Source organism: Citrobacter portucalensis (assembly GCF_023374935.1).
GTDB classification, from domain to species: Bacteria; Pseudomonadota; Gammaproteobacteria; order Enterobacterales; family Enterobacteriaceae; genus Citrobacter; species Citrobacter portucalensis.
Map to the genome: position 1 here is coordinate 5,077,394 of NZ_CP092466.1, position 17,156 is coordinate 5,094,549.

A 17,156-nucleotide genomic window follows, 5' to 3' on the forward strand; every position below is an offset into this window, starting at 1 on the left:
CTTTTTTACTCCTGATTCACGCGATTAAGCTTGCCCACAGCGGCAGCCATTAATACTTCCTGAGTGGCCTGCTCGCGAGTGAACTCACCGCCGAGATGCCCTTCATGCATAACGATAATTCTATCGCTCATGCCCAATACTTCTGGCATCTCAGAGGAGACCAGAATGATACTCAGTCCGTCAGCCTTAAACTGGTTGATAAGCTGATAGATTTCTTTCTTAGCCCCAACGTCAACGCCGCGCGTTGGTTCATCAAGGATCAGCACTTTTGGCCGGGTCATCAGACCGCGCGCAATCGCCACTTTCTGCTGGTTACCACCGGAAAGCAGGCCGATAGCCTGTTCCATTGATGGTGTTTTAACATTGAACAGACGAATAAAATCACCCACCGCCTGCTGCTCATCTTTATGTTTCAGGCTTCCACCGGCGCGGCTGAAATAACGCAGCGCGGTCAGTGACATGTTCTCTTTCACCGACATACCCAGCACTAAGCCATCGCGTTTACGGTCTTCAGAAATATAGACGATGCCGTTAGCCAACCCATCCTGCGGCGAACGGGTAACCACTTCATGGCCATCAAGCGTGACGTAACCGCTGGTGCGCGGCAATGCGCCGTACAACACTTTCATCAGTTCGGTACGTCCGGCCCCCATCAGCCCGGATACGCCAAGGATCTCGCCTTTACGCAGCGTGAACGAAACATCGTTTACGCCAGGACCGCACAGGTTATTGACCTTCAGGCGAATATCACCCGGCGCTTTTTCCAGGCGCGGGTACTGATCTTCCAGCTTACGTCCCACCATCATTTCAATCAGCGAGTCTTCTGTCAGCGAGGCAACTTCACGTTCGGCAATAAACTGCCCGTCACGGAAGACGGTTACGTCGTCGCAAATCTCGAAGATCTCTTTCATACGGTGAGAAATATAGACAATGCCGCGTCCCTGGGATTTCAGTTCGCGGATGACGCGGAACAGGGATTCGGTTTCGGTATCGGTGAGGGCATCCGTCGGTTCATCCATAATGATGACCTTCGATTCAAAGCTCAGCACTTTGGCAATTTCGACCATTTGCTGATCGCCAATCGACAGCTCACCGACCAGCCTGTCGCTTTTAAAGCGTAGATTGAGTTTGGCGAGCAGCAGATCGGCTTCGGCGTACATCTTCTTCCAGTCAATTTTGCCAAAGCGATTCACAAACTCACGGCCAAGAAAAATGTTCTCGGCGATAGTGAGTTGCGGGATCAGGTTCAGCTCCTGGTGGATGATACCGATTCCGGCTTCCTGGGAGGATTTCGGGCCGTTAAAGGTGGTCTCTTTCCCCAGCCACAATAAAGAACCGGCATCACGGGTATAGATCCCGGTCAGTACTTTCATCATGGTGGATTTGCCCGCGCCGTTTTCGCCCACCAGCGCCATCACGCGGCCAGGGTAGACATTCAGCGCGGCGCCGGATAGCGCTTTTACGCCCGGGAACGCTTTATCGATCCCTTTGAGTTGCAGTAATGCGTTCATGATGGCCTCAGAACGTGACGCCAGCACAGAGAATGATATTCGCATACGGAGAACATTCTCCGCTGCGAATTACCGCCTGACTGTCTGCGGTTTGTTTTTTGAATTGTTCATGCGTGGTGTAACGAATTTCTATGGTGTTTCCCTGGTGTTGTTGCAGTTGCTCAATGTGGCTGAGCAACGTTTCGTGGAGTTGCGGATTATGTTGTTTAATTTCCGACGCGAGAATGGCCGCCTCGACCTGCATTTCACGTGTGACCACATCCAGTACCTGCATAAAAGAAGGTACGCCCTGGGTTAATGCCATATCAATACGCGTTGTGCTGTTCGGGATGGGTAAACCTGCATCACACACCACCAGCGTATCGGTATGCCCCAGACGGGAGATCACCGTTGAAATTTCAGAGTTGAGTACCGCGCCTTTCTTCATTTTCTTTCCCCACTAGCGAAACGTTTCGCTGGAGATAAGTGTAGTGCGAAGAGTGGACAGAAAACCACCGCGACGTTACGAAAATGTGATCGCCATCGAAACGTTTCGCAAGGATTATCATTTGATGAAATGAAAACTGAGAGGGGCAAAACAAAACGCCCCCTTTCGCGATGAAAGAGGGCGTCGAGGAGATTAAATCTCTACCTGAGTACCAAGCTCAATAACCCGGTTCGGTGGGATTTCAAACTGGTCCGGCGCGCGCAGCGCGTTGCGCTGTAGCAGCAGATACAGCTTGCCGCGCAGACGCAGGTACCATGGCCGCTTGCCAACAATCAACGACTCATGCGACATAAAGAAAGAGGTTTCCATCATTCGACAGCTTAAACCTTCCAGACCGCAGCGATGGAACACTTCCTCAACGTTCGGCGTTTCACGCCAACCGTAGCTGGCCACCACGCGCCAGAAGGTGGGCGATAACTGCTCAATCTGCACCCTACGCACGTTGTGAACATAGGGCGCATCTTCCGTGCGCAGCGTCAGCAGAATAACGCGCTCATGCAGCACCTTGTTATGCTTGAGGTTATGCAGAAGCGCAAACGGGATGACGTTCAGTGCGCGGGACATATACACCGCCGTTCCCGGCACGCGTACCGGTGGCGATTTCTCCAGAGAAGCAATCATCGCCTCCAGAGAGTTACCGTGCTCATGCATGCGACGCAGCAGACGGAAGCGTTCGCTTTTCCAGGTGGTCATGATGGTGAACATCACCAGACCCAGCGTCAGTGGCAGCCAACCGCCGGAAATAAGCTTATCGAGGTTCGCGGAGAACAGCGGAACATCGACGCACAAGAACGCCACCAGGATCAGGAAGACGAAGTATTTATTCCAGTGCCAGTTTTTGCGCGCCACGGTGGTCGACAGAATTGAAGTCAGTACCATCGTCCCCGTTACCGCAATCCCATACGCCGCGGCAAGGTTACTGGAGTGTTCAAAGCTCACTATCACGATAACTACCGCAAAATAGAGCATCCAGTTAACGAAAGGAATGTAAATCTGGCCCGATTCCATTTCCGAGGTATGGATGATACGCATCGGCGATAAATACCCCAGACGTACGGCCTGACGCGTCAGCGAGAAGACACCGGAGATAACCGCCTGAGAGGCGATGACCGTTGCCAGCGCGGCGAGGATCAACAATGGAATTAATGCCCAGTCCGGCGCCAGCAGGAAAAACGGGTTTTTGATCGCTTCAGGATGCTTTAACAGCAACGCGCCCTGCCCAAAATAGTTCAGCACCAGTGAAGGCAATACAACTGAGAACCATGCCAGACGAATCGGCAATTTACCGAAGTGGCCCATATCCGCATACAGCGCTTCAACACCGGTAATCGACAGCACCACCGCACCCAGCGCGATAAAGGACAGCGTTTTGAATTCGAGGAAGAAATGCACCGCCCAATATGGATTGAGCGCCTGCAGCACTTCCGGATTGCCAATAATACTGCGCACGCCTAATACCGCGAGCGTCAGGAACCATAGCAGCATAATCGGCGCAAACAGCTTACCGACCATACCGGTACCGTGTTTTTGAATCAAAAACAGCAGGGTCAGCACAATTATCGAGAGCGGAACAATCCAGGTATCCAGTTGCGGGGCAACTATCTCCAGACCTTCAATTGCAGACATCACCGAAATGGCTGGCGTAATCACCACTTCACCATAGAAGAAGCTGCCGCCTATCAATCCCATAATGACCAGCATGGAGGTTGTTCGCGCCGAGGTATTGCGCCCGGCCAATGACATCAGCGTAAGGATCCCGCCTTCTCCGGCGTTATCTGCGCGCATGACAAACGTCAGGTATTTAATGGAGACAACAAAGATCAGCAGCCAGAAAATCAGCGAGAGAAAACCAAATACGGCATCACGTTCAACGCCAAAACCAAACTGGCCGGACAAACATTCACGAAGCGTATAAAGTGGGCTGGTACCAATATCACCGTAGACAACCCCAATGGCTGCAAGGGTAATCGCAGACAATGATTGTTTATTATCAGTGCTCATAGACTCGTCTTTCGTTTATACACATCATCTTTCAAGCCACTCCGTATGGGCTGCATTCGTTATTCCCCCCATCCCAGAAGAAAACTCCATTGCCGCCTTGGTGCAGCTTGATTGATTTGGTGTATATATAAGAAATGTGTGCGTCGTCCCTTGGCCCACAAAAAGGCGCACAGTATGCACGATTAATCACAAAATCGTACCCCTAAATGAGACCAGATTAATCTGGCTCAAAGAAAAATAAGCGCACCTTCAGTCTATTACTGCAATGGTGTGAAGCATCTATACTCGCAGTTTATGCAGTACATTTGGCGAAAGGACGCCACTTCATTATGGCTCACCCACATTTATTAGCGGAAAGAATTTCCCGTCTGAGCAATGCGCTGGAAAAGGGACTTTATGAACGTAGCCACGCCATTCGTCTGTGTCTGCTGGCAGCACTCAGCGGCGAGAGCGTTTTCTTATTAGGTCCCCCGGGGATCGCAAAAAGCTTAATTGCCCGCCGACTGAAGTTTGCCTTCCAAAACGCACGCGCTTTTGAATACCTGATGACGCGCTTCTCTACGCCCGAAGAGGTGTTTGGTCCGCTGTCCATTCAGGCGTTAAAAGACGAAGGTCGCTATGAACGCTTAACGGCGGGCTATCTTCCTGAAGCTGAAATCGTTTTTCTCGATGAAATCTGGAAAGCAGGCCCGGCAATTCTTAACACCCTGTTGACCGCCATTAACGAACGTCACTTCCGTAACGGCGCGTATGAAGAAAAAATTCCGATGCGTCTGCTGGTGGCGGCTTCCAACGAACTGCCTGAAGCCGACAGCAGCCTGGAAGCGCTGTACGACCGTATGCTGATTCGGCTGTGGCTGGATAAAGTTCAGGACAAGGCCAATTTCCGCTCCATGCTGTTAAGTCAGCAGGATGAAAGCGACAATCCGGTCCCGGCATCATTGCAGGTGACGGATGAAGAGTATCACCAGTGGCAAAAAGACATTGGTGCGATCAAGCTTCCCGATCGCGTGTTTGAGCTCATTTTCACGCTGCGCCAACAGTTGGACGTGTTACCGAATGCTCCTTATGTGTCCGATCGTCGCTGGAAAAAAGCGATCCGCTTACTCCAGGCCAGCGCTTTCTTTAGCGGACGCGATGCGGTAGTACCTATCGACCTGATCCTGCTGAAAGATTGCCTGTGGTACGACGCACAAAGCCTGAATCTGATGCAACAGCAGCTTGAAATATTGATGACCGGACACGCCTGGCAACAGCAAGCCATGCTGACGCGCCTGGGCAGCATTGTGCAGCGCCGCATTCAGCTCCAGCAGCAGCAAAGCGATAAAACGGCGTTCACGGTGATCCGCCAGGGCGGAATGTTCAGCCGTCGTCCTCATTATGATTTACCGCCAGAAGCCTCGTCTTCTGTCGTGACATTACTGCTGCAAAAGCCTTTAAAACTGCATGATATGGAGGTTATCCATATAGCTTTCGAACGTGGCGCGCTGGAACTGTGGCTAACAAAAGGTGGTGAGATCCGCGGAAAACTAAACGGGATCGGCTTTGCCCAAACGCTGAATATGGAAGTCGATAGCGCACAGCATCTGGTTGTACGCGATGTCAGTTTACAAGGTTCTCGCCTGGCGCTGCCGGGTGCTTCGCAAGAGAGTATGCCCGCAGAGATAAAACAGGAGCTTGAAGCGCTCGATAATGAGTGGCATCAGCAGCACAGCGCATTCAGCGAACAGCAAAAATGCCTGTTTATTCATAGCGACTGGTTAGGCCGCATTGAGGCCAGCCTGCAGGATGTCGGGGCGCAAATCCGCCAGGCGCAACAATGCTGACCCTTGATACGCTCAACATCATGCTGGCAGTCAGCGAAGAGGCGATGATCGAAGAGATGATCGTCGCCCTGCTGGCTTCCCCAAAGATGGTGGTATTTTTTAAAAAATTTCCTCGCCTTAAAAAAGCGATCACTGACGACATTCCCCGCTGGCGTGAATCATTGCGTAGCCGCCTCAAAGATACCCATGTACCGCCGGAGCTGATGGAGGAGGTTATGTGCTATCAACAAAGCCAGCTCCTCTCTCATGCGCAGTTTATCGTTCAGCTACCGCAAATATTATCCCTATTGCACCGCCTCCATTCGCCCTGGGCCGGACAAGCGCAGCAACTGGTCAATGACAACAGCACCTTTACGCCCGCCCTACATACGCTTTTTCTCCAGCGCTGGCGCCTGAGCCTGGTGGTGCAAACCACAACGCTGAATCAGCAACTGCTGGAAGAAGAGCGCGAGCATTTGCTCAGTGAAGTACAAGAACGGATGACCCTCAGCGGGCAACTGGAACCTGTACTGGCAGAAAATGACAACGCAGCAGGCCGGTTGTGGGATATGAGCGCGGGCCAAATCAAGCGCGGTGATTATCAGTTGATGGTGAAATACGGCGAATTTCTGACGCAACAACCCGAACTCCAGCGCCTGGCCGAGCAGTTAGGTCGTTCCAGAGAGGCGAAATCCGTGCCGCGTAAAGATGCGCCAATGGAAACCTTCCGTACCCTGGTGCGCGAACCTGCAACCGTCCCGGAGCAGGTGGATGGCATCCAGCAAAGTGACGATATCCTGCGCCTGCTACCGCCAGAGCTGGCCACGCTGGGCATTACCGAACTGGAATACGAGTTCTACCGACGGCTGGTGGAAAAGCAACTGCTCACCTACCGCCTGCACGGCGAAGCATGGCGTGAGAAAGTAACGGAACGTCCGGTGGTGCATCAGGATTTTGACGAGCAGCCGCGCGGGCCTTTTATCGTCTGCGTTGATACCTCGGGATCGATGGGTGGATTTAATGAGCAGTGTGCGAAAGCCTTTTGTCTGGCGCTAATGCGCGTTGCCCTTGCCGATAACCGGCGCTGTTTCATTATGCTGTTTTCAACAGAAGTGGTGCGCTATGAGCTTTCCGGTCCGGAGGGCATCGAACAGGCTATCCGCTTTTTAAGTCAGCGCTTTCGTGGTGGCACTGATATTGCCAGCTGTTTTCGCGCCATAATTGAGCGCATGCAGGGTCGGGAATGGTTTGATGCCGATGCGGTGGTGATCTCAGATTTTATCGCTCAGCGATTGCCCGATGAGGTCGTCAATAAAGTGGGTGAATTACAGCGGGTGCACCAGCACCGTTTTCACGCGGTGGCGATGTCAGCACATGGCAAACCCGGCATCATGCGCATTTTCGATCATATCTGGCGCTTTGATACCGGGATGCGAAGCCGCCTGCTCAGACGCTGGCGGCGTTAATTGTTACAGCAGAGAAGCAACGCTTTCACGTACCTGGGCCGGCCATACGCCACACTGAACCTGACCAATGTGCGGTAATTGCAGCAACAGCATGGTCAGACGCGACTGCCCAATGCCGCCACCAATTGTCTGCGGCATTTCACCGCGCAGCAGCGCCTGGTGCCACTCCAGACTCAGGCGATCTTCATCACCGGTCAGAGACAGCTGGTGTTTCAGGGCGTCAGCATCCACACGGATCCCCATAGAAGACAGCTCAAACGCATCTTCCAGAACCGGGTTCCAGACCAGAATATCACCGTTCAGACCGGCGTGCCCCAGCTCGGACGCTGAACTCCAGTCATCATAATCGGGCGCACGTACGTCATGACGGTGACCGTCACTGAGCTTACCGCCGATCCCCACCAGGAATACCGCACCCAGCTCTTTAGCGATCGCACGTTCACGACCTTTTGCATCAAGATCCGGATAACGAGATAACAGCTCCTGGCTATGAACAAAGTGGATCTGCTCTGGCAGGAACGGTGCCAGACCAAACTCTTTGCTAACCGCAGCTTCGGTGGCCTTAATTCCCGCCCAGATAGCCTCTACCGTGCTTTTCAGAGTGGAGAATTGACGCTCACCGTCGCCCATCACGCGCTCCCAGTCCCACTGGTCAACGTACACTGAGTGCAATGGGGAGAGGCGATCTTCATCGGGACGCAGGGCTTTCATGTGCGTGTACAGCCCCTCGCCTGCGCTAAAGTCGTGTTGTCCTAACGTTTGACGCTTCCACTTCGCCAGTGAATGAACCACTTCGAATTGAGCGTCTGGCAATGCTTTAACCTTCACCTGCACCGCTTTCTCACAGCCCGACAAGTTATCCTGCGTGCCATCTCCAACGCGGCTGAGGATCGGCGCCTGAACTTCGATCAGGCCTAAACGCTCTTCCAGCTGGCGAGAAAAATGAGATTTTACGAAGCTAATTTGACGTTGTTTGGCAATGTAAGCGGTTTTCATTATGTGTACTCCTGTGTCCTGTTGCCTATGATTAAGCAACAGAATGGAGGTAATATTCAATAATCAACAAACAAAAAGCCGACTTCGATTTTGATTCGTTAAAAATTACGTCTAAAATAGAGGGAATCATTAATCTACATAAGAAAAACCTATGGAAAATTATCAGATCGACAATCTGGACCGCGGCATTCTTGACGCCTTAATGGAAAATGCTCGTACCGCCTACGCAGAATTAGCCAAACAGTTCGGCGTCAGCCCAGGAACAATTCACGTTCGCGTAGAAAAGATGAAGCAGGCGGGGATTATTACCGGCGCGCGGATTGATGTCAGTCCCAAACAATTGGGTTATGACGTCGGCTGCTTTATCGGCATCATCCTGAAAAGTGCGAAAGACTATCCGTCAGCGCTGGCCAGACTGGAAAGCCTCGATGAAGTGACCGAAGCGTATTACACCACCGGGCACTACAGCATCTTTATTAAGGTGATGTGCAAGTCGATCGACGCATTGCAGCAGGTACTTATCAACAAGATCCAAACAATTGACGAAATTCAGTCCACGGAAACGCTGATCGTCCTGCAAAACCCGATCATGCGCACCATCAAGCCATGATCGTTTTTTTTAATCCCCTATTTTTCCACAGGTAGATCCCAGCTCGCTCACAGCGTACAATACGCCCTCTTTATAAAGGTGGGCGATCATGGCAGACATCACTCTTATCAGCGGTAGTACGCTTGGCAGTGCGGAATATGTAGCAGAGCATCTGGCTGAAAAGCTGGACGACGCCGGTTTTTCCAGCGAAATACTGCATGGGCCAATGCTTGAAGAGGTTCCGACTGACGGGATCTGGCTGATTATCAGCTCCACGCACGGTGCGGGAGATATTCCTGACAACCTGCAGCCTTTATATGATGCGTTACGCGAGCAAAAGCCGGACCTGTCACTAGTGCGCTTTGGTGCAATCGGGATCGGCAGTCGTGAATATGACACCTTTTGCGGCGCAATCGACAAGCTGGAAGCCGAATTGAAGGCCTGTGGGGCAAAACAGATCGGCGAAACTCTCAGGATCAACGTGCTGGAACATGAAATTCCGGAAGATCCGGCTGAAATTTGGCTGGGATCGTGGCATCCGTTGCTCAGAGATTTGTAAAGATCGTACTTTTTTATGTGGATAACTCTGGTTAAAAGCTTGGATCAACCGGTAGTTATCCCAAGAACAACCGTTGTTCAGTTTTTGAGTTGTGTATAACCCTTCATTCTGATCCCAGCTTATACGGACCAGGATCACCGATCATTCACAGCTAATGATCCTCAGCAACCTGTTGATCTTACTTAAAGGATCGTCCTTATCCACAGAAAGGTGCGATCCTAATAAGAGATCACAATAAAACAGATCTCTAAATAAAAAGATCTTCTTTTTAATACCCAGGATCCCAGGTCTTTCTCCATCGACTAAAGTTGAGTAGAATCCACGGCCCGGGCTTCAATCCATTTTCACACCGCGTTATGCGAGGCAATTACCATGTTTTATCAGGATCCTTTTGACGTCATCATCATTGGCGGGGGTCATGCAGGCACCGAGGCCGCAATGGCCGCGGCGCGAATGGGTCAACAGACTCTGCTTTTGACACACAATATCGACACTCTGGGGCAGATGAGCTGCAACCCGGCGATCGGCGGTATTGGGAAGGGACACCTGGTAAAAGAAGTGGATGCGCTTGGTGGATTGATGGCAAAAGCGATCGACCACGCGGGTATCCAGTTTAGGATACTAAACGCAAGCAAAGGGCCAGCCGTTCGCGCTACCCGAGCTCAGGCCGATCGTGTGCTCTATCGTCAGGCGGTACGCACTGCGCTGGAGAATCAACCCAACCTGATGATCTTCCAGCAGGCGGTTGAAGATCTGATTGTCGAAAACGATCGCGTTGTGGGTGCAGTAACCCAAATGGGACTGAAGTTCCGTGCCAAAGCGGTCGTATTAACTGTGGGGACTTTCCTCGACGGCAAAATTCATATTGGTCTGGATAACTACAGCGGTGGCCGCGCTGGCGATCCGCCGTCCATCCCGCTGTCACGCCGTCTGCGTGAACTGCCGCTGCGCGTCAGCCGCCTGAAAACCGGTACACCGCCGCGTATCGATGCGCGCACGATTGATTTCAGCGTGCTCGGCCAGCAAAACAGCGATAACCCGATGCCGGTCTTCTCATTCCTGGGCGATGCTTCTCAACATCCGCGCCAGATGCCGTGTTACATCACGCATACCAATGAGAAAACCCATGACGTGATCCGCAATAACCTCGATCGTAGCCCAATGTACGCTGGCGTGATCGAAGGTATTGGCCCACGCTACTGCCCGTCGATCGAAGACAAAGTAATGCGCTTTGCCGATCGTAACCAGCATCAGATCTTCCTCGAACCGGAAGGACTGACCTCTAACGAAATTTACCCGAATGGCATCTCCACCAGCCTGCCGTTCGATGTGCAGATGCAAATTGTCCGCTCCATGCAGGGGATGGAAAATGCCAGAATCGTCCGCCCAGGCTACGCGATTGAGTATGATTTCTTCGATCCGCGTGACCTGAAACCTACTCTGGAAAGCAAATTCATCCAGGGTCTGTTCTTTGCGGGCCAGATTAACGGTACAACCGGTTATGAAGAAGCCGCCGCACAAGGCATGCTGGCAGGTCTGAACGCCGCACGCTTGTCTGCCGAAAAAGAGGGTTGGGCACCGCGTCGCGATCAGGCTTATCTTGGCGTGCTGGTGGACGACCTGTGTACGCTGGGTACCAAAGAACCGTACCGTATGTTCACATCTCGCGCTGAATACCGTTTGATGCTGCGTGAAGATAACGCCGACCTGCGTCTGACCGAAATTGGTCGTGAACTGGGTCTGGTGGACGATGAGCGCTGGGCTCGCTTCAACGAGAAACTGGAGCGTATCGAACAGGAACGCCAACGTCTTAAATCAACCTGGGTGAATCCGTTAGCGGAGTCCGCAGCAGAAGTGAATGCTCACCTGGCTACACCTCTGTCCCGTGAAGCGAGCGGTGAAGATCTGCTGCGTCGCCCGGATATGACCTATGCTCAGTTGACCTCTTTATCTGCGTTCGCACCCGCGCTTGATGATGCTCAGGCCGCAGAGCAGGTTGAGATTCAGGTGAAATACGAAGGGTATATTGCCCGTCAGCTGGAAGAAATTGAAAGACAACAGCGCAATGAAAACACCCTGTTGCCTGCAACGCTGGATTATCGCCAGGTCTCTGGCTTGTCGAATGAAGTTATCGCTAAGCTGAACGATCACAAACCCGTCTCGATCGGTCAGGCATCGCGTATTTCCGGCATAACGCCTGCCGCCATCTCCATTCTGCTGGTATGGCTGAAAAAACAAGGTATGCTGCGCCGCAGCGCTTGATAACACTATTTTGGCGGGGGCGCTTCGCTTGCCCGCCGTACAAATTTGTAGGCCCGATAAGCGAAAGCGCATCGGGCATTTGATTATTAACAGGTAACGACCGTGCTCAACAAACTCTCTCGTCTGCTGGCTGATGCCGGTATTTCTCTTACCGATCACCAGAAAAATCAGCTGATTGCGTATGTCGATATGCTGCACAAATGGAACAAAGCGTACAACCTGACGTCGGTGCGGGATCCCAACGAAATGCTGGTACGCCATATTCTGGACAGCATTGTCGTTGCACCGTATCTGAAGGGTGAGCGTTTTATCGATGTAGGTACGGGACCTGGCCTGCCGGGAATTCCGCTCTCTATCGTGCGTCCAGAAGTGCATTTCACACTGCTCGATAGCCTGGGAAAACGTGTTCGTTTCTTGCGTCAGGTGCAGCATGAGCTTGCGCTTACTAACATCACTCCAGTGCAAAGCCGAGTTGAAGAATTTCCTTCAGAACCGCCGTTTGATGGGGTGATTAGCCGTGCTTTCGCTTCACTCAATGATATGGTGAGCTGGTGTCACCATTTGCCGGGCCAGAATGGGCGTTTTTATGCGCTAAAAGGGCAGTTGCCTGCAGATGAAATTGATTCGCTGCCAGCAGAATTCAGCGTTGAGTCCGTCGAAAAATTACGCGTTCCGCAGTTGGATGGTGAACGTCATTTGGTGGTTATTAAGCCAAACAAAATTTAATTTTTATCAAAAAAAATAGAGAAAAAACGGCTTTTCAGGTGTTAAAAGTCATAGGTAATAGTGTGGTTAAATGTCGTTACATTTCACTAGTGCCTTACGGTTTTGCATCATAACTATAACGTACCGTTTTTTGTTAAAAGCGAAACAAGTCAGCTGTGAAAATATCAGTCTGCTAAAAATAGAACGTAAGAATCACCGTTCGTGTTAATTTTTTATTATAAATGTCAATGAGCGGTTTTTTTGTTGTTAGGCGTTGTTTTTGAAATAGTGGCTATTTTTACGCTTAAATATCAAAAAGATGAAAAGGCATCAATTGCCACGTAAATAAATTATGCGAAGGTGAATATGTTCAATATGTGATCTGGTGCACGCTTTGACGCCAGTGTTTTCGCGGCATTTGCAGTTTTGCATGATCGTTCACAGTTTGCCTAAAAGTAATAAATGTGGGTCAGCGAAAAATATTTAAACATTTATTCACTTTTTAGCTACTTATTGTTTGAAATCACGAAGGCGCACCGTATAATTTGTCCGCTTTTTGATGCTTGACTCTAAGCCATAAAGAACGTTTTATACGACACGCGGCATACCTCGAAGGGAGCAGGAGTAAAAACGTGATGTCTATGTCGCTCTTGAGTCGAAACGTTGCTCGTAAGCTTTTGCTCACACAGCTTCTGGTTGTAATAGCAAGTGGATTGCTGTTTAGCCTCAAAGACCCTTTCTGGGGCATCTCCGCGTTGTGTGGAGGATTGGCAGTGTTACTGCCTAATGTGTTGTTTATGATATTTGCCTGGCGTCACCAGGTACATACACCAGCGAAGGGCCGAGTAGCCTGGTCGTTCGCTTTCGGCGAAGCCTTCAAGGTATTAGCGATGCTGGTGTTGTTGGTGGTGGCGTTGGCTGTTTTGAAAGCGGTATTCATGCCGCTGATCGTTACGTGGGTTTTGGTGCTGGTGGTTCAGATACTGGCGCCGGCTGTAATTAACAACAAAGGGTAAAGGCATCATGGCTTCAGAAAATATGACGCCGCAGGATTACATAGGACACCATCTGAATAACCTTCAGTTGGACCTACGTACATTCTCGCTGGTGGATCCGCACAACCCCCCAGCCACCTTCTGGACGCTCAATATTGACTCCATTTTCTTCTCGGTGGTTCTGGGTCTGTTGTTCCTGCTTATGTTCCGTAGCGTAGCCAAAAAGGCGACCAGCGGCGTACCAGGTAAATTTCAGACCGCGATTGAGCTGGTAATCGGCTTTGTGCATGGTAGCGTGAAAGACATGTACCATGGCAAAAGCAAGCTGATTGCTCCGCTGGCCCTGACGATTTTCGTCTGGGTATTCCTGATGAACTTGATGGATTTGCTGCCTATCGACCTGCTGCCGTACATCGGTGAGCATATCTTTGGCCTACCGGCTCTGCGTGTGGTTCCGTCTGCTGACGTGAACATCACCCTGTCGATGGCGCTGGGCGTATTTATCCTCATTCTGTTCTACAGCATCAAAATGAAAGGCATCGGTGGCTTCGCGAAAGAGTTGACGCTGCAGCCGTTCAATCACTGGGCGTTCATCCCTGTCAACTTAATCCTTGAAGGGGTAAGCCTGCTGTCCAAACCAATCTCTCTTGGTCTGCGACTGTTCGGCAACATGTATGCCGGTGAGCTGATTTTCATTCTGATTGCTGGTCTGTTGCCGTGGTGGTCACAGTGGATCCTGAATGTGCCTTGGGCCATTTTCCACATACTGATTATCACGCTGCAAGCCTTCATATTTATGGTTCTGACGATTGTCTATCTGTCGATGGCATCTGAAGAGCATTAATTTACCAACACTACTACGTTTTAACTGAAACAAACTGGAGACTGTCATGGAAAACCTGAATATGGATCTGCTGTACATTGCTGCCGCTGTGATGATGGGTCTGGCGGCAATCGGTGCTGCGATCGGTATCGGCATCCTCGGGGGTAAATTCCTGGAAGGCGCAGCGCGTCAACCGGATCTGATTCCTCTGCTGCGTACTCAGTTCTTTATCGTTATGGGTCTGGTGGATGCAATCCCAATGATCGCTGTAGGTCTGGGTCTGTACGTGATGTTTGCTGTCGCGTAGTAAGCGTTGCTTGAATTAAGAGCAATATCAGAACGTTAACTAGATAGAGGCATTGTGCTGTGAATCTTAACGCAACAATCCTCGGCCAGGCCATCGCGTTTGTCCTGTTCGTTCTGTTCTGCATGAAGTACGTATGGCCGCCATTAATGGCTGCCATCGAAAAACGTCAAAAAGAAATTGCTGACGGCCTTGCTTCTGCAGAACGAGCACATAAGGATCTTGACCTTGCAAAGGCCAGCGCGACCGACCAGCTGAAAAAAGCGAAGGCGGAAGCTCAGGTAATCATCGAGCAGGCGAACAAACGCCGTGCTCAGATCCTGGACGAAGCTAAAACTGAAGCAGAGCAGGAACGTACTAAAATCGTGGCACAGGCGCAGGCGGAAATTGACGCCGAGCGTAAACGTGCTCGCGAAGAGCTGCGTAAGCAAGTTGCTATCCTGGCTGTTGCTGGCGCCGAGAAGATCATCGAACGTTCCGTGGATGAAGCTGCTAATAGCGACATCGTGGACAAACTTGTCGCTGAACTGTAAGGAGGGAGGGGCTGATGTCTGAATTTATTACGGTAGCTCGCCCCTACGCCAAAGCAGCTTTTGACTTTGCCGTTGAGCACCAAAGCATTGACCGTTGGCAGGATATGTTGACGTTCGCCGCTGAGGTGACAAAAAACGAACAAATGGCAGAGCTTCTCTCTGGCGCGCTGGCGCCGGAAACGCTCGCTGAGTCGTTTATCGCCGTGTGCGGTGAGCAGCTGGACGAAAGCGGCCAAAACCTGATTAGGGTTATGGCTGAAAATAACCGTCTGAATGCGCTCCCGGATGTTCTTGAGCAGTTTATTCACCTGCGTGCAGCCAGTGAGGCTATCTCTGAGGTAGAAGTCACTTCTGCCAATGCACTGAGTGATGAACAGCTTACGAAGATTAGTGCTGCGATGGAAAAACGTCTGTCACGCAAAGTTAAGCTGAATTGCAAAATCGATAAGTCTGTAATGGCAGGCGTAATCATCCGAGCGGGTGATATGGTCATTGATGGCAGCGTACGCGGCCGTCTTGAGCGCCTTGCAGACGTCTTGCAGTCTTAAGGGGACTGGAGCATGCAACTGAATTCCACCGAAATCAGCGAACTGATCAAGCAGCGCATTGCTCAGTTCAGTGTTGTGAGCGAAGCTCATAACGAAGGTACTATTGTTTCTGTAAGTGACGGTGTTATCCGCATTCACGGCCTGGCCGATTGTATGCAGGGTGAGATGATTTCCCTGCCGGGTAACCGTTACGCTATCGCACTGAACCTGGAGCGCGACTCCGTAGGTGCAGTTGTGATGGGTCCATACGCTGACCTCGCCGAAGGCATGAAGGTTAAGTGTACGGGTCGTATTCTGGAAGTTCCGGTTGGCCGTGGCCTGCTGGGTCGTGTGGTGAACACTCTGGGTTCCCCGATTGACGGTAAAGGTCCGGTTGATAACGATGGCTTCTCGCCAATCGAAGTTATCGCACCAGGCGTAATCGAACGTCAGTCCGTCGACCAGCCAGTACAGACCGGTTATAAATCTGTTGATGCCATGATCCCAATCGGTCGTGGCCAGCGTGAGCTGATCATCGGTGACCGTCAGACAGGTAAAACTGCGATGGCAATCGATGCCATCATCAACCAGCGTGATTCCGGCATCAAATGTGTGTACGTGGCTATCGGCCAGAAAGCGTCCACCATTTCCAACGTGGTTCGTAAACTGGAAGAACACGGCGCACTGTCCAACACCATCGTTGTTGTGGCGACCGCGTCTGAATCTGCTGCACTGCAATACCTGGCACCATATGCCGGTTGCGCAATGGGCGAATACTTCCGTGACCGCGGTGAAGATGCACTGATCGTTTACGATGACCTGTCTAAACAGGCCGTTGCTTACCGTCAGGTTTCCCTGCTGCTGCGTCGTCCGCCAGGACGTGAAGCATTCCCGGGCGACGTATTTTACCTCCACTCCCGTCTGCTGGAACGCGCATCCCGCGTAAACGCGGAATACGTTGAGAAGTTCACCAATGGTGAAGTTAAAGGTAAAACCGGCTCCCTGACCGCTCTGCCGATTATCGAAACCCAGGCGGGTGACGTTTCTGCGTTCGTTCCGACCAACGTAATTTCCATTACCGATGGTCAGATCTTCCTGGAAACTAACCTGTTTAACTCCGGTATTCGTCCGGCAGTTAACCCGGGTATCTCCGTATCTCGTGTTGGTGGTGCAGCGCAGACCAAGATCATCAAGAAACTGTCCGGTGGTATTCGTACCGCTCTGGCACAGTATCGTGAACTGGCAGCGTTTTCTCAGTTCGCTTCCGACCTGGATGAAGCTACTCGTAAGCAGCTGAGCCATGGTCAGAAAGTAACTGAACTGCTGAAGCAGAAACAGTATGCGCCAATGTCTGTTGCACAGCAGGGTGTGGTGCTGTTTGCGGCTGAACGCGGTTACCTCGAAGATGTGGAACTGGCGAAAATCGGTAGCTTCGAAGCCGCTCTGCTGGCTTACGTTGACCGTGACCACGCTCCGCTGATGCAAGAGATCAACCAGTCCGGTGGCTATAACGATGAAATCGAAGGCAAGCTGAAAGCTATCCTCGATTCCTTCAAGGCAACCCAGTCCTGGTAACGTCTGGCGGTCTGCTTT

General features: G+C 51.3%; 16 protein-coding genes. 12 read left to right on the plus strand and 4 right to left on the minus strand.

Annotated features, from left to right (window positions below; translation table 11 throughout):
* Nucleotides 1–5: 5 nt before the first annotated feature.
* The 3 genes from rbsA to kup form a co-directional block, all read right to left on the minus strand.
* Nucleotides 6–1,511, minus strand: a complete 1,506-nt coding sequence (rbsA, locus tag LY264_RS24485; RefSeq protein ID WP_048227381.1) for a ribose ABC transporter ATP-binding protein RbsA — start codon at nucleotides 1,509–1,511, stop codon at nucleotides 6–8.
* Between the two features lie 7 nt (nucleotides 1,512–1,518).
* Nucleotides 1,519–1,938, minus strand: coding sequence for a D-ribose pyranase (gene rbsD, locus LY264_RS24490; protein WP_048227374.1), 420 nt, complete (start codon nucleotides 1,936–1,938; stop codon nucleotides 1,519–1,521).
* 192 nt (nucleotides 1,939–2,130) lie between these two features.
* A complete protein-coding gene (kup, locus tag LY264_RS24495; RefSeq protein ID WP_003827003.1) occupies nucleotides 2,131–3,999 on the minus strand; it encodes a low affinity potassium transporter Kup in 1,869 nt (622 codons plus the stop codon).
* Nucleotides 4,000–4,328: 329 nt separating this feature from the next.
* Between kup and ravA the strand changes: the two genes are divergently transcribed.
* Together ravA and viaA are read left to right on the plus strand one after the other, a co-directional pair.
* Entirely contained in the window at nucleotides 4,329–5,825 is a 1,497-nt protein-coding gene (ravA, locus tag LY264_RS24500) for an ATPase RavA (RefSeq protein ID WP_020996042.1), read from the plus strand.
* Nucleotides 5,819–7,270 (plus strand): ATPase RavA stimulator ViaA, encoded by a 1,452-nt coding sequence (gene viaA / locus LY264_RS24505; RefSeq protein ID WP_008786554.1) that lies wholly within the window; start codon nucleotides 5,819–5,821, stop codon nucleotides 7,268–7,270. The genes ravA and viaA overlap by 7 nt, the downstream gene beginning before the upstream one ends.
* Before the next feature lie 3 nt (nucleotides 7,271–7,273).
* Here the strand turns inward: viaA and asnA are convergent, their stop codons facing one another.
* Nucleotides 7,274–8,266 carry an aspartate--ammonia ligase gene (asnA, locus tag LY264_RS24510; RefSeq protein ID WP_003827009.1) on the minus strand — a complete coding sequence of 331 codons (993 nt, stop codon included), beginning with the start codon at nucleotides 8,264–8,266 and terminating at the stop codon, nucleotides 7,274–7,276.
* 151 nt (nucleotides 8,267–8,417) lie between these two features.
* Between asnA and asnC the strand changes: the two genes are divergently transcribed.
* From asnC to atpA, 10 genes are all read left to right on the plus strand, one after another.
* The gene (asnC, locus tag LY264_RS24515; protein WP_003023780.1) at nucleotides 8,418–8,876 is read left to right on the plus strand and encodes a transcriptional regulator AsnC; all 459 of its coding nucleotides are present in this window, start codon (nucleotides 8,418–8,420) and stop codon (nucleotides 8,874–8,876) included.
* 88 nt (nucleotides 8,877–8,964) lie between these two features.
* Nucleotides 8,965–9,414: an FMN-binding protein MioC gene (gene mioC, locus LY264_RS24520; RefSeq protein WP_032945473.1), complete on the plus strand. Its 450-nt coding sequence runs from the start codon at nucleotides 8,965–8,967 to the stop codon at nucleotides 9,412–9,414.
* A 372-nt stretch (nucleotides 9,415–9,786) separates the two neighbouring features.
* Nucleotides 9,787–11,676, plus strand: a complete 1,890-nt coding sequence (gene mnmG / locus LY264_RS24525; RefSeq protein WP_003827014.1) for a tRNA uridine-5-carboxymethylaminomethyl(34) synthesis enzyme MnmG — start codon at nucleotides 9,787–9,789, stop codon at nucleotides 11,674–11,676.
* 102 nt (nucleotides 11,677–11,778) lie between these two features.
* Entirely contained in the window at nucleotides 11,779–12,402 is a 624-nt protein-coding gene (rsmG, locus tag LY264_RS24530; protein WP_032945471.1) for a 16S rRNA (guanine(527)-N(7))-methyltransferase RsmG, read from the plus strand.
* Between the two features lie 614 nt (nucleotides 12,403–13,016).
* A complete protein-coding gene (gene atpI, locus LY264_RS24535; RefSeq protein ID WP_003827019.1) occupies nucleotides 13,017–13,397 on the plus strand; it encodes a F0F1 ATP synthase subunit I in 381 nt (126 codons plus the stop codon).
* Nucleotides 13,398–13,404: 7 nt separating this feature from the next.
* Nucleotides 13,405–14,220, plus strand: a complete 816-nt coding sequence (gene atpB / locus LY264_RS24540; RefSeq protein ID WP_003023792.1) for a F0F1 ATP synthase subunit A — start codon at nucleotides 13,405–13,407, stop codon at nucleotides 14,218–14,220.
* 46 nt (nucleotides 14,221–14,266) lie between these two features.
* Entirely contained in the window at nucleotides 14,267–14,506 is a 240-nt protein-coding gene (gene atpE / locus LY264_RS24545) for a F0F1 ATP synthase subunit C (protein WP_003023794.1), read from the plus strand.
* Nucleotides 14,507–14,565: 59 nt separating this feature from the next.
* The gene (atpF, locus tag LY264_RS24550) at nucleotides 14,566–15,036 is read left to right on the plus strand and encodes a F0F1 ATP synthase subunit B (protein ID WP_003827022.1); all 471 of its coding nucleotides are present in this window, start codon (nucleotides 14,566–14,568) and stop codon (nucleotides 15,034–15,036) included.
* A 14-nt stretch (nucleotides 15,037–15,050) separates the two neighbouring features.
* A complete protein-coding gene (atpH, locus tag LY264_RS24555) occupies nucleotides 15,051–15,584 on the plus strand; it encodes a F0F1 ATP synthase subunit delta (RefSeq protein WP_003827024.1) in 534 nt (177 codons plus the stop codon).
* A gap of 12 nt (nucleotides 15,585–15,596) precedes the next feature.
* A complete protein-coding gene (gene atpA, locus LY264_RS24560) occupies nucleotides 15,597–17,138 on the plus strand; it encodes a F0F1 ATP synthase subunit alpha (RefSeq protein ID WP_003827026.1) in 1,542 nt (513 codons plus the stop codon).
* Nucleotides 17,139–17,156 lie beyond the last annotated feature (18 nt).

What these genes read in the sequence shown, in the direction of transcription:
- rbsA (WP_048227381.1), bottom strand. Translation starts at nt 1,511, where the DNA reads ATGAACGCATTACTGCAACTCAAAGGGATCGATAAAGCGTTCCCGGGC.
- viaA (WP_008786554.1), top strand. Translation starts at nt 5,819, where the DNA reads ATGCTGACCCTTGATACGCTCAACATCATGCTGGCAGTCAGCGAAGAG.
- atpH (WP_003827024.1), top strand. Translation starts at nt 15,051, where the DNA reads ATGTCTGAATTTATTACGGTAGCTCGCCCCTACGCCAAAGCAGCTTTT.
- atpE (WP_003023794.1), top strand. Translation starts at nt 14,267, where the DNA reads ATGGAAAACCTGAATATGGATCTGCTGTACATTGCTGCCGCTGTGATG.
- atpA (WP_003827026.1), top strand. Translation starts at nt 15,597, where the DNA reads ATGCAACTGAATTCCACCGAAATCAGCGAACTGATCAAGCAGCGCATT.
- asnA (WP_003827009.1), bottom strand. Translation starts at nt 8,266, where the DNA reads ATGAAAACCGCTTACATTGCCAAACAACGTCAAATTAGCTTCGTAAAA.
- atpI (WP_003827019.1), top strand. Translation starts at nt 13,017, where the DNA reads ATGTCTATGTCGCTCTTGAGTCGAAACGTTGCTCGTAAGCTTTTGCTC.
- mnmG (WP_003827014.1), top strand. Translation starts at nt 9,787, where the DNA reads ATGTTTTATCAGGATCCTTTTGACGTCATCATCATTGGCGGGGGTCAT.
- kup (WP_003827003.1), bottom strand. Translation starts at nt 3,999, where the DNA reads ATGAGCACTGATAATAAACAATCATTGTCTGCGATTACCCTTGCAGCC.
- ravA (WP_020996042.1), top strand. Translation starts at nt 4,329, where the DNA reads ATGGCTCACCCACATTTATTAGCGGAAAGAATTTCCCGTCTGAGCAAT.
- mioC (WP_032945473.1), top strand. Translation starts at nt 8,965, where the DNA reads ATGGCAGACATCACTCTTATCAGCGGTAGTACGCTTGGCAGTGCGGAA.
- rbsD (WP_048227374.1), bottom strand. Translation starts at nt 1,938, where the DNA reads ATGAAGAAAGGCGCGGTACTCAACTCTGAAATTTCAACGGTGATCTCC.
- atpB (WP_003023792.1), top strand. Translation starts at nt 13,405, where the DNA reads ATGGCTTCAGAAAATATGACGCCGCAGGATTACATAGGACACCATCTG.
- asnC (WP_003023780.1), top strand. Translation starts at nt 8,418, where the DNA reads ATGGAAAATTATCAGATCGACAATCTGGACCGCGGCATTCTTGACGCC.